We start from the raw sequence: 11,812 nt of genomic DNA on the forward strand, positions 1-11,812 counted from the left end.
AAAGGAAGGAAGGAATACTCCCGTGACTCGTACCTTTGGATGGAGCCTGCTCGGCCTCGCTGCCGTGCTGCAAGGCTGCGTGATGCCGCCACCCCCGCCTCCACCCCCGCCGCCGCCCCATCACCACGAACATCGCCCGCCGCCGGAATTCATGCGCGCCTGCGAGGGCCAGCAGGAAGGCGCGGTCGTCCAGCTCACCGGACGCAACGGCGAGTCATTCAAGGGCAGCTGCCAGCGCGCACCGGACGGGCGGCTGGTCTTCATGCCGCCGCCACCGCCGCAGCGCTGAGCACGAGGCGCCGGCTCAGACCCAGCCGGCGCGCCTGAACCGGTAGTACAGGTAGCCGCAGAACGCGGCGATGAGCCCCAGCGCGACGAGATAGCCGTAGCGCCATTCGAGCTCCGGCATGTTCTTGAAGTTCATGCCCCAGATGCCCGCGAACGAGGTGCACACCGCGAAGATCGCGGCCCAGGCGGCGAGCCGCTTGGTGACCTCGTTGTCCTCGATGGTCACCATCGAGAGGTTCACGCTGATCGCGGTGCCGATGGTGTCGCGGATCGTGTCGGTCGACGCATTGATGCGCCCGAGGTGGTCCACCACGTCGCGGAAGTAGGCCTGCGACCCCATGCAGATCTGCGGCACCCGGCCGCCATAGAGCTTGCCCGCGCCCTCCAGCAATGGCGCCACCGCATGCTTGAGCAGGGTGAGCCGCTGCTTCAGCTCGTACAGCCGCTGGACGTTCTCGCGCGCCTCGCCCTTGGTGAAGATGCGCTCCTCGATCTTCTCCAGTTCGACCTCGAACGCATCGATGACCGGGAAGTAGCGGTCGACCACCGCGTCCATCAGCGCATAGAGAACGAAGCCGGGGCCGTTCTTCAGCAGTTCCGGCTCGCGCTCGCAGCGGGCGCGGACTTCGGTGAAGCCGTGCTCGCTGCGGTTGCGCACCGACACCACGTAGTTCTGGCCGACGAAGACGTCGACCTCGCCGATGCCGAGTGTCGGCTGCCCGTCGCTCCCGCGCTCCAGCAGGTGCATGACCACGAAAAGCGAATCGCCGTATTCCTCCACCTTCGGCCGCTGGTGGCCGTGCTGCGCGTCCTCGACCGCGAGCGGGTGCAGCGCGAATTCCTGCCGCACCTCTTCCAGCTCTTCAGGCGTCGCGTCGTGCAATGCCACCCACACGAAGCAGCCCGGGAGCTGGAGGTATTCGCTGATGCTCGAGACTGGAATGTCGGCCAGCTTGTTGCCGTTTTCGTAGACCACGCAGTTGACGAGCATGCGGTTCACCCCGGGAGACAAAGACGACCCATCTTGCCATGGGCCGCCTTGGCCGGCAGGCGATCAGAGCTGGCTCATGCCGCCGTCCACGATGATTTCGGTGCCGACGATGAAGGCCGACTCCGGCGCCGCGAGGTGCAGCACGGTCGATGCGAGCTCTTCCGGCGTGCCGAAGCGGCCGAGCGGGACTTGCGCCTGAATCTGCGCGGTGACGGCTTCCAGCGCGTTCGCATCGAAGCCGAGCTTGGCGTGCAGCGGCGTGCGGATCGGCCCCGGGCTCACGACATTGACCCGCGCGCCGCGCGGCAACAGCTCGGCCGACAGCGTCTTCGCCAGCGAGACGACCGCCGCCTTGCTCGCCGCATAGACCGCGCTGCTGGGCATTCCGATGTGGGCGTTGATCGAGCCGTTGATCACGATCGACGCACCCTGCGCGAGCACCGGTGTCAGGGCCTGCACCTGGAAGAACACGCCCTTGACGTTGATGTCGAAGGTTTCGTCCCAGAGAGCTTCGGTCACATCGGACAGCCCTGCGAACTTCGCGATGCCGGCATTGAGGAATGCCGCGTCGAGCTTCAGGCCGCGGCCCGAGATCGCAGTGGCCAGTTCCTTCGCGGCGCCGGGCGCAGCGGCGTCGTTGCGCACGGCGACGGCGCGCGGGCCGAGCTCGGCTTGTGCCTTGTCGAGCGCGGCAGCATCGCGCCCGGTGATGACGACGCGCGCGCCTTCCGCGATGAAGGCCTTGGCTGCGGCGAGGCCGATGCCGCTCGTGCCGCCGGTGACGAGGACTGTCTTGTCTTGAAAGCGTTCCATGATGTTTTCCATTCGGTTCCGTTGGGTTGCGGTGCAATCACCGTGGATGAATGGTCGGCTTCCGGGCGGTTTTTGACGTACCGGCTTCGCGATGGACATGTTCGAAAAGATCGAACGTTTTCGCCCGACATGCCATCATCGCGCCGAACTCGCCGGAGGGATCCGAACATGCTGTCCAACGATGAACTCGCGCTGCTGGAGGCGATCCGCGAGAGCGGGAGTCTTTCGCGCGCGGCCGCACGGCTGGGCAAGGCGCCCTCGACCGTCTCCCATGCAGCCCGTCAGCTCGAGGAGAAATTCGACGCGCTGCTGTTCGACCGTCGGCGCTACCGCCTGCAACTCACCCCCGCGGGGCAGTTGCTCGCGCACGAAGCGGCCCGACTGGCGCTCGACGTCTCGCGGCTGTCGCAGCGCGTACGGCAGGTCGCCAGCGGCTGGGAAGACCGGCTCTGGATCGTGACCGACGAGGTCATCGAGTTCGAGACGCTACTGCCGGTCATCGCCGCCTTCGATGCGCTCGATTCCGGCGTGCCGCTGCGCGTGACACACGAAGTACTCCGTGGCACCTGGGAAGCCCTGCGCGACGGCCGTGCCGATCTGCTGGTCGGCGCGACCAACGAGCCGCCGTCCTACCAGGGCGTGCGCTGGTTCGAGCTCGGCGTCATGGAATGGGTCTTCGCGGTGTCGCCCCGTCATCCGCTCGCCAAGGCGAAGGAGCCGCTCGGCCGAGACTTGACCGCGAGCCACCGCGCGGTCGTCGTGGCCGACTCCTCGCGCAGCACCGCCGGCAGCGCGTACGGCGTCCAGGGTGGGCAGGCCACGCTGGCAGTCCCGACGATGCGCGCCAAGATCCTCGCTCAGCGCGAAGGCCTGGGCGTCGGCTGGGTGCCGAGGCAACGCGCCGCTTCGCTGCTCGCGCGCGGCGAACTGGTGGAGAAGAAGACCGCCAATCCGCGCGAGCCCAACACGCTCTATGTCGCCTGGCGCGGCGAGCAGGAGGGTCAGGAGGGCCGCGCGCTCCAGTGGTGGCTCGACCAGCTCAGGCAGCCCCGGCTTGCGAAGCGGCTGGTGCAGGGCCTGGACCCGTTCGCGCGCTGAGCCGCGTGGTCAGGACTTCGTTGCGTCCAGCTTGCGCTGCATCGTCTGCAGCCACGGCCCGATGACGTCCACCGGCAGCGGAAACACGATGGTCGAGTTCTTGTCGGCGGCAATCACGGTGAGCGTCTCGAGATAACGCAGTTGCAGCGCCTGGGGCTGCCGCCCCAGGATCTCGGCCGCCTCGGCGAGCTTGACGGAGGCCTGCAGCTCGCCTTCGGCATGGATCACCTTGGCGCGCCGTTCGCGCTCCGCTTCCGCCTGCCGCGCGATCGCGCGGACCATGGTCTCGTTGAGGTCGACATGCTTGATCTCGACATTCGTGACCTTGATGCCCCACTGGAAGGTCTGCGCCTCCAGCGTCTTCTGGATGTCGAGGTTGAGCCGTTCGCGCTCCGCGAGCAGGCCGTCGAGGTCGTGCTTGCCGAGCACGGCGCGCAGCGTGGTCTGCGCGAGCTGGCTGGTGGCTTCGAAATACTTCTCGACCTGGATGATCGCCTTCTCGGGATCGATCACGCGGAAGTAGAGCACCGCGTTCACCTTCACCGAGACGTTGTCGCGCGTGATGAGGTCCTGGCTCGGGATGTCGAGCACCATCACGCGAAGCCCCACGCGCACCATCTGCTGGATTCCGGGGATGAGGATCACGAGCCCCGGCCCCTTGACCTTCCAGAAGCGGCCGAGCTGGAACACCACGCCGCGTTCGTACTCGCGCAGGATGCGCAGGGACGCGGCGGCCAGCATCGCCAGCAGCACGACGAAGAAGGCGACGAGCACGAGGCTGAAGTTGATGAACATGGTGGTTGCCCCGCTTCAGGCCCCGGCGGGGCTTTGCTGACTCTCCTCGTCGGTCACGTGCAGGGCGAGGCCCTGGACCTGCGTGACGCGGATGCGCCGTCCGGGCCGCAGGGCCTCGGAGCCACGCACCTTCCAGTAGTCGCCCTGGATCTGCGCCCAGCCTTCGCCGTCGGCAAACTCGACCAACTCGCCGGTCGCGCCGACCAGTGTCGAGACGCCGACCGCCAGCGGCCGTCGTCGCGACTTGGCCGCGACGCCGCCGACGATGAGGATGAAAGCGGCCGATCCCACCGCCAGCAGCCCGATGAGCCACAGCGGCACGCCGAAGCCCGGCGCCTCGTTGTCGATCAGCAGCACCGCACCGATGCAGAAGGCCACGACGCCGCCGACGCCGAGCACGCCGAAGGTCGGCAGGAAGGCCTCGGCAATCAGGAACGCCACGCCGAGAAAGATGAGCCCCAGCCCCGCGTAGTTGACCGGCAGCATCTGCAGCCCGAAGAGCGCGAGCATCAGGCTGATCGCACCCGCCACGCCGGGCAGCACGAAGCCCGGGTTCGAGAACTCGAACAGCAGGCCGTAGACGCCGATCATCAGGAGGATGAGCGCCAGGCTCGGCTCGGTGATCACCGATAGCAGCCGGGTGCGCCAGTCCGCATCGACGACCAGCAACTCGGCGCGCTGCGTGGCGAGCTTCACCTTGCCGTTGATGGTGCGCACCTCGCGCCCGTTGGCCTGCATGAGCAGGTCGGACACATCGCGCGCCACGAAGTCGATGACGTTCTTCTCCTTCGCCTCCTGCGCTGACAGGCTCACGGATTCGCGCACTGCCTTTTCTCCCCACTCCGCGTTGCGCTCGCGCAGTTGCGCGAGGCTGCGGATGTAGGCGGAGGCATCGGCAAGGCGCTTGGCGGTCATCGCGTCGCCTTCGGGCTCGCCCTTGCCCGACGACTCGGGCTTGGCGGCCGGCGCGGCCGGATTGGGCATGCTGATCGCGACCGGCGTCGCCGCGCCGAGATTGGAGGCGGGCGCCATGGCCGCGATGTGGCTCGCGTAGAGGATGTAGGTGCCGGCGCTCGCGGCGCGCGCCCCGTTGGGCGCGACGAAGGTCGCCACCGGCACCGGCGACGCGAGGATGTCCTTGATGATGCTGCGCATCGAGGCATCGAGCCCGCCGGGCGTGTCGATCTGGATCACTGCGAGGCGCGCGTCCGCCTTGTCCGCCTGCTTGAGTCCGCGCCGTATGTAGTCGACAGATGCGGGGCCGATGGCGCCGTCGAGCTCCATCAGGACCACCGTTCCGGGCTTCGCGGCGGCGGCCGGTGCAGCGGGCACGGCTTGGGCATTCGCCGCTCCTGCCGCGAAGGCGGAGAGGACCAGTCCCGTCAACCATGCTCTGGCGGACCTCATTGTTTCATTCTAGGGAGCCACGGGGGTGCTGTCACATCGCGCCGCAGCAGAGCGTGCGAAACAAACACCCTGAGCGCGGGATGCGTATGCCCGGCACCGCGTTGACACCCGCAAGGCACCGGATTTGAATTCAGCGCGGATGATTCATCCCGGGAGCATCGACATGCGCAAGACAGCTTTGGCAGCAGCGGTGTGCGTCGCCCTTTTGAGCCTGCCCGCCTGGCCCGCGGGCGGCGGAGGTGGGGGTGGCGGCGGAGGCGGAGGTGGTGGCGACAGCGTCGAAACGAAGCCCGTCGACCCCAACTACGCTGCAGCCCAGGCCGCCATCAAGGCCGAGCAGTGGAAGGAAGCCATCGGTCGCCTCACCCTGGTGATCCAGGCCGACCCGAACAATGCCGATGCGTGGAACCTGCTTGGCTTCTCGTACCGGCACATCGGCGACATGGACAACTCCTTCAAGCACTACGAACGCGCCCTGCAGATCAACCCGAAGCACCGGGACGCCCACGAGTACATCGGCGAGGCCTACCTGCAGGTGCGCCGCCTGGCGGATGCCGAGGCGCACCTCAAGGCGCTCAACAAGCTCTGCTGGCTGCCCTGCGAGCAATACACCGAGCTCAAGGAAAAGATTGCGGACTACAAGAAGAAATGACCCCCCAGCCTCGCCCACTTCGTGTGGCTCGGACACCCCCCTGCCGGGGGGCACAGCCAGCGGCCCGGCGAAGCCGGTTCCGCGGCTGTCCACGAACGGGCGGGCGCTGCGCGCCGCCCTAAACTGGTTTCTCGGGGCCGGCGCAGCAGGCCCGTTGGTGAAGCACCGCGGAACCGGCTCCGCCGGGCCGCTGGTGCTGCCCCCGGTCGGGGGTGGAGAGCGACACGCAGTGCGCGAGCCTGGGGGCGAGCTCAATCAATGCTGATGTTCGCGGTCTTGGCGACTTCGGCCCACTTCACGCGATTGGCGTGAACCGTCTGCTTGAACTGCGCCGGCGACTCGATGCGGATCGTGTTGCCCTGGCTTTCGAACTTCTCGCGGATCTCCGGCTGCTCGAGCACCGACTGGATCGCCGCGTTGAGCTTCTCGACGATGCGCGGATCGGTGCCCTTGGGCGCGAAGACGCCGAACCAGATCGAGCTGTCGAAGCCCTGGGTGCCAGGAATGCCGCTCGACGCGATGGTCGGCACTTCCTTGACCGCCGCCACCGGCGTCGCGGTCGTCACGCCCAGCAGGCGCACCTTGCCCGCCTTGTACTGCGGCAGCACCGTCTGGACCTGGTTCATGATGCAGCAGGTCTCGCCGCGCACGACCGAGGTGATCGCTTCCGGGCCGCCCTTGTAGGGCACGTGCACCATGTCGAGCCCGAGGCGCGAATTGAACTCCGCGAAGGCCATGTGCGTGCCGGCGCCGTTGCCGGTGGACGCGTAGTTGTACTTGCCGGGGTTCGCCTTCACCACGTCGACGAATTCCTTGAGCGTCTTCACGTTGATCACGTCCGAGTTGATCGTGAGCACGTTCGACACGTCGAGCACCGGAGCGACCGGCACGAAGTCGGCTTCCACGTCGAAGGGCAGCTTCTTGTAGAGCGCCGCATTGCTCCCGTGCGTGGCCGCGGTGCCGAAGGAGAGCGTGTAGCCGTCGGGCTTGGCGTGCGCGACATATTCGCTGGCGATGTTGCCGGCCGCCCCGGCCCGGTAGTCGATCACCACCGGCTGTCCGAGCTTGCGCTGCAGTGGCTCCTGGATCGTGCGCGCGACCACGTCGACGCCCGAGCCAGCCGGGAAGCCCATGATCAGCATGATCGGCTGATGCGGCCAGTCGGCCTGCGCGAAGGCGGCTGGCGCCACCGAGGAAATCGCCAGCGCGGCGAGTGCGAGGAAGCGGCGGGCGCGGCCGGAAGAGGGAGCGGTCATGGGCGTTCTTTCGATCGAGGCATCAGCGCGCGATTGTGGCGCGTCGCTCATTGGAATACCTTCGTGCTTCGCACTGCGGTGCGAGCCCCCTTCGGAACGGCCGGGCGGCGGCTCATGCCCGATCCGATCGGAGCTTATGCCCCCGGAGGCGGTCCGGCGCGCGCCGGCGGGCTTCTCCCGATAATCCCGGGATCATGGTACGTCCCACCCAATTGATTCATCCGCAGCGCGAACCGGCGCGCCCGTATCCCGCTGCGACCGTGCTCCTGCTGCGCGACACACCCGAAGGCGTCGAAGTGCTCATGACCCGCCGATCGGCCAGCGCCAGCTTCGCGCCGGGCGCCTACGTCTTCCCGGGCGGGCGCATCGACGAGGGCGACGCGACCGCGCGTGCCATTGCCACGCGCCGCGGCACGCAAAGCGACGAGCAGCTCACGCAGGCCATCGCCGCGATCCGCGAGAGCTTCGAGGAACTGGGCGTGCTGCTGGCCCACCACCCGGACGGCCGGCCGGTGACTGCCGATGAATTCGCCACCATGGACCGCAGCACCGCCGCGACCACGGTCGCCTTCGCCGAACAGTGCGCGCAGCGCGGCCTGCGGCTGTCCACCGACCAGGTCTTCACGCTCGCGCACTGGATCACCGATCGCGACCTGCCCAAGCGCTTCGACGTGCCCTTCCTCGTGGCGCGCATGCCCGAGGGCCAGACGCCGACCGCCGACGAGGCCGAGCAGTTCGAGCCGTGCTGGGTGCGCCCCGCCGACGCGCTGGCACGGCACAAGGCCGGCACCTTCTTCATGATCTTCCCGACGCTGCGCACGCTGGAGCGGCTCGCCGCCTACCAGACGGTGGATGCGGTGCTCGACGCCTGCGCCAACCGCGAGGGCGGCGAAGGTCCGCTGTGGACCAGTTGCCCGCGCGCCGGCCTGCTTCGCGGGGAGGACGCGCGATTCATGGAACACGAATCGGCTTTCGGTGAACTCGCGCTGGTCAGCCCCGACGGCCAGATCGTTCACACGCTCGACTGGCAGAGCGACAAGCCCGTGCCGCTGCTGAAGAACGTGCAGCGCCTGACGGCACCCAACCCGGGCGCGATGACCGGCCCGGGCACCAACAGCTACATCGTGGGCGACGCGTCCACCGGCTACCTCGTGATCGACCCGGGCCCGAACGACGCCGGGCACATCGACCGACTCTGGCGCGCGACCGATGGCGACATCCGCGTGATCGTCTGTACGCATTCGCACGCTGATCATTCGCCCGGCGCTGCGCCGCTGAAGGCGCTGTGCAAGACGCCGCCGCCGATCCTCGGACTGGCGTCCGCATCCACTGCGCGCTCGTCCGCGCGATTCACGCCCGACCGCGAACTGGCGGATGGCGAACGGGTCGTACTCGGATCGGGAACGCACACGCACACCCTGCGCGCGGTCCACACGCCGGGCCACGCGGCCAACCACCTGTGTCTGGTGCTGGAGGAAGACGGCCTGCTCTTCTCCGGCGACCATGTGCTCAACGGCAGCACCACCGTCATCGATCCGCCGGACGGCAACATGAACGCCTACCTCGACTCGCTCGACAAGCTCGACGCTGCCTGCGAGCAGGGCGGCATCGACTTCATCCTGCCCGCGCACGGCTACGTGCTCGGGCATGCGCGCATCGCGCTCGCCAACCTGAAGGCGCACCGGCTCAAGCGCGAGGCCAGGATCGCCGCCGCAATGCGCAAGCTGCCCGAAGGCACGCCGGAAGACTGGCTGCCGCTCGCCTACGACGACGTGCCGCAGCGCATGTGGCCGGTGGCGGCCCGTTCGCTGGCGGCGCACGTCGAGCGCATCCGCCAGACCTCGCAGTCGTGAGGCACATGCAGTGACAGATTCGGAAGAAGGCATTCGTCTCGCCAAGCGCGTGGCGGCGCTCGCCGGTTGCTCGCGGCGCGAAGCCGAGCTGCTGATCGAGAACGGCGCAGTCCGCGTCGACGGCGAACCCGCCCTGCTGCCGCAGATGCGCGTGCTGCCGCACCAGCGTGTCGAGATCGAACCTGGCGCGCGGCCCGCGCCGGTGGTGCCGGTCACCCTGCTGCTGCACAAGCCCGCCGGCATGCCGACCGACAACGCGCATCGGCTGCTGGTGCCCGCGAACCACCACGACCCCGAACGCGCCGGCCTGCGCTTCCTGCCGCGTCACATCGCCGGACAGCGCTGCATGACGCCGCTGGAAACCGGCGCCAGCGGGCTGATCGTCTTCACGCAGGAATGGCGCATCGAACGCCGATTGCACGAGGATGCCGCGATCATCGAGCACGAAATCATGGTGGATGTGGAAGGCGCGGTCGGCCCAGAGAGCCTCGTGCACTTCGACCGCTCGCCCGCGCGCGTCAGCGTCGGTCAGCGCGGCGAAGGCCACACCGGCCTGCGCTTCGCGATCAAGGGCCCGCACCCCGGCCAGATCGCCAACCTGTGCACCCAGGCCGGGCTGCGCATCCAGTCGATGAAGCGCATCCGCATCGGGCGCATTCCTCTGGCGGGGCTGTTGCCGCAGCAGTGGCGCTACCTGCTCCCTCACGAACGTTTCTGAATATTCTGAGTTTGGACGCACTTTCGGCTCCATAGAATGGTCAAAAAACCTCAGGGGGAAACCATTGGCCGAAGCAGCGTCAACTGCGGCCGCGCGCGCGCCGTCCGTCAGCGATGGGCGTGTGGAGCACGTCGATCCAGGCTCGATCGAGCCTCTGCGTCGGGCTTCAGCATCTGCGCAGCCGAACCTTCAGCACGAAGCGGAGCAATGCATCGCCGCGTTGAGGGTCGCATTGGCCCGGACCACGCCGGGCAATCCTGCGATCCAGGGTTGGCGCTCCTATTCGCAATGCGACGAAGACGGGATCATCCGCGAGTGTCTCCGTCGTATCGCGAGCGCTACTCCGCTTTCGCGCACATTCATCGAAGTCGGCTGTGCCGACGGCCTCGAAAACAATACGCACCAACTGGCGCTGGAAGGGCTTGCCGGTTGCTGGATCGATGGTGACGCAGCGAAGATCAAGTTCATCGAGTCACAGCTCGGAAGCCTCCAGACTCCGATGCTGCAGGTCCTCCATGCATTCCTGACGCTCGATTCCATCGACAACGTCGTCCAGGATGCCAGAGCCTTCCTTGGCACCGATGACGTCGATTTCCTTTCGCTGGACATTGACGGCAACGACACACATTTGATGCGGGCTGCGCTGCAATGGGTGCGTCCCAAGCTGCTGTGCGTCGAATACAACGCCAAGTTTCCACCGCCGTGCCGACTCGAAATGGACTACGACGCCGACCACCGCTGGTCGGGCGACGACTATTTCGGAGCATCCCTCCAGTCCTGGGTGGATTGCCTGGAGGGGTATCAGTTGGTCAGCTGCGGCCTCAGCGGAGCCAATGCCTTTTTTGTCCGGCGAGATCTCGCCCATTGCTTTCCAACCCATGAGGCGCAAGCGCTGTATCAGCCCCCGCGATATTGGCTCGTCGGGCATGGAGGCGGACACCGCAGCAGCCTCCGCTGGCTGAAGAGCGCAGTGATGCGGCAATGCCTCGAACGTCCCTGGATCATCGAAGCCCGCGCGCCGAATCTCCCGCACTTCCAATTCGAGATCCACCGCAAGCTGGACCAATACATCTCCGGCGACCTGGCACGCGACCATGTCTGGGAGCCGTTCGAGACCGAGGTCTTTCGCCGACTCTGCAGTCCCGGTGATTTTCTGCTGGACATCGGCGCCAACATTGGCTGGTACTCGGTCGTCGCCTCGAAGCTGATCGGCGAGCGCGGACGTCTCATGTGCTTCGAACCGGACCCGCTCAACCATACGCTGCTTCGCCGCAACCTCGGTCGTAACGCGGCGGTTCCTCTTGCCGAACTACGCTCCGAAGCGGTCGGCGAAACCAATGGAACCGCACGGCTTTATCTTTCGGATACGAATCTCGGCGACCATCGGGTCTTCGACGACGGCACATCGCGCTCGTTCCTCGATGTCCCTATCGGCAATCTCGACACCATTCTCGGTGGAGAACAGCGTCTTCCTGACATCGTCAAGTCGGACACGCAAGGCTCGGAAGCGCGGATGCTCGCAGGTGCGCGCCACCTCCTCGATGCCGGCTGGCGGCCCGTGATGCTGCTCGAGTTCTGGCCTTTCGGCCTTCAGCATGCCGGCGATGAACCCAGGGCGGTTCCGGATCGACTCGAGCAGTTGGGCTATCTGATGTACGAGGTCTCGGAAGCCAATCCGAGATTGGTCACGCTCACCCGTTGTCGACTGCAGGCGCGACTTTCCTCCGACATCGATCCGGCGTCCGGCGGATTCATCAACATCCTCGCGATTCCCGGCAACAGCCCCCGCCACGTGCGGATCGCCGACCTCATCGACTGATCGAACCTCGAGAGACCGGCCGCCTACTGGTCTCCCGCAAGCGCCACGTCGCCGACAGCACGTGCGGGCTCTGCACCCATTCGACTATCCGTTGCGCCACCACGGGCGCCGCATTGCAACCT

General features: G+C 67.1%; 11 protein-coding genes. 6 read left to right on the forward strand and 5 right to left on the reverse strand.

What is annotated here, in order from left to right; translation table 11 throughout:
• The first annotated feature begins 22 nt into the window (after positions 1-22).
• Positions 23-289, forward strand: coding sequence for a hypothetical protein (locus tag BLW05_RS35410; protein WP_143044842.1), 267 nt, complete (start codon positions 23-25; stop codon positions 287-289).
• A gap of 15 nt (positions 290-304) precedes the next feature.
• Here BLW05_RS35410 and corA read toward each other — a convergent pair whose 3' ends face one another.
• Together corA and BLW05_RS16885 are read right to left on the reverse strand one after the other, a co-directional pair.
• Positions 305-1,279, reverse strand: coding sequence for a magnesium/cobalt transporter CorA (gene corA, locus BLW05_RS16880; protein ID WP_093164336.1), 975 nt, complete (start codon positions 1,277-1,279; stop codon positions 305-307).
• Positions 1,280-1,342: 63 nt separating this feature from the next.
• The gene (locus tag BLW05_RS16885) at positions 1,343-2,092 is read right to left on the reverse strand and encodes an SDR family oxidoreductase (RefSeq protein ID WP_093164577.1); all 750 of its coding nucleotides are present in this window, start codon (positions 2,090-2,092) and stop codon (positions 1,343-1,345) included.
• Positions 2,093-2,260: 168 nt separating this feature from the next.
• Here BLW05_RS16885 and BLW05_RS16890 point away from each other — a divergent pair, with 168 nt between their 5' ends.
• The gene (locus BLW05_RS16890) at positions 2,261-3,190 is read left to right on the forward strand and encodes a LysR family transcriptional regulator (RefSeq protein WP_093164338.1); all 930 of its coding nucleotides are present in this window, start codon (positions 2,261-2,263) and stop codon (positions 3,188-3,190) included.
• 9 nt (positions 3,191-3,199) lie between these two features.
• Here BLW05_RS16890 and BLW05_RS16895 read toward each other — a convergent pair whose 3' ends face one another.
• Positions 3,200-3,985: a slipin family protein gene (locus tag BLW05_RS16895; protein WP_093164340.1), complete on the reverse strand. Its 786-nt coding sequence runs from the start codon at positions 3,983-3,985 to the stop codon at positions 3,200-3,202.
• A gap of 15 nt (positions 3,986-4,000) precedes the next feature.
• Positions 4,001-5,392 (reverse strand): NfeD family protein, encoded by a 1,392-nt coding sequence (locus BLW05_RS16900; RefSeq protein ID WP_093164342.1) that lies wholly within the window; start codon positions 5,390-5,392, stop codon positions 4,001-4,003.
• A gap of 163 nt (positions 5,393-5,555) precedes the next feature.
• Between BLW05_RS16900 and BLW05_RS16905 the strand changes: the two genes are divergently transcribed.
• Entirely contained in the window at positions 5,556-6,044 is a 489-nt protein-coding gene (locus BLW05_RS16905; protein ID WP_177142686.1) for a tetratricopeptide repeat protein, read from the forward strand.
• A 251-nt stretch (positions 6,045-6,295) separates the two neighbouring features.
• Here the strand turns inward: BLW05_RS16905 and BLW05_RS16910 are convergent, their stop codons facing one another.
• Positions 6,296-7,300 (reverse strand): Bug family tripartite tricarboxylate transporter substrate binding protein, encoded by a 1,005-nt coding sequence (locus BLW05_RS16910; RefSeq protein ID WP_093164579.1) that lies wholly within the window; start codon positions 7,298-7,300, stop codon positions 6,296-6,298.
• Positions 7,301-7,494: 194 nt separating this feature from the next.
• Here BLW05_RS16910 and BLW05_RS16915 point away from each other — a divergent pair, with 194 nt between their 5' ends.
• The 3 genes from BLW05_RS16915 to BLW05_RS16925 all read left to right on the forward strand — a co-directional run bounded on the left by BLW05_RS16915 (position 7,495) and on the right by BLW05_RS16925 (position 11,690).
• On the forward strand, positions 7,495-9,153 hold the full coding sequence (locus BLW05_RS16915; RefSeq protein ID WP_093164346.1) for an MBL fold metallo-hydrolase: 1,659 nt from the start codon (positions 7,495-7,497) through the stop codon (positions 9,151-9,153).
• A gap of 10 nt (positions 9,154-9,163) precedes the next feature.
• Positions 9,164-9,871 carry an RNA pseudouridine synthase gene (locus tag BLW05_RS16920; RefSeq protein WP_093164349.1) on the forward strand — a complete coding sequence of 236 codons (708 nt, stop codon included), beginning with the start codon at positions 9,164-9,166 and terminating at the stop codon, positions 9,869-9,871.
• 64 nt (positions 9,872-9,935) lie between these two features.
• Positions 9,936-11,690, forward strand: a complete 1,755-nt coding sequence (locus BLW05_RS16925) for an FkbM family methyltransferase (RefSeq protein WP_143044843.1) — start codon at positions 9,936-9,938, stop codon at positions 11,688-11,690.
• The last annotated feature ends 122 nt before the right edge of the window (positions 11,691-11,812 follow it).

Origin of the sequence: Variovorax sp. YR216, from assembly GCF_900107745.1 — a bacterium.
In the GTDB taxonomy this organism is placed as follows: domain Bacteria; phylum Pseudomonadota; class Gammaproteobacteria; order Burkholderiales; family Burkholderiaceae_C; genus Variovorax.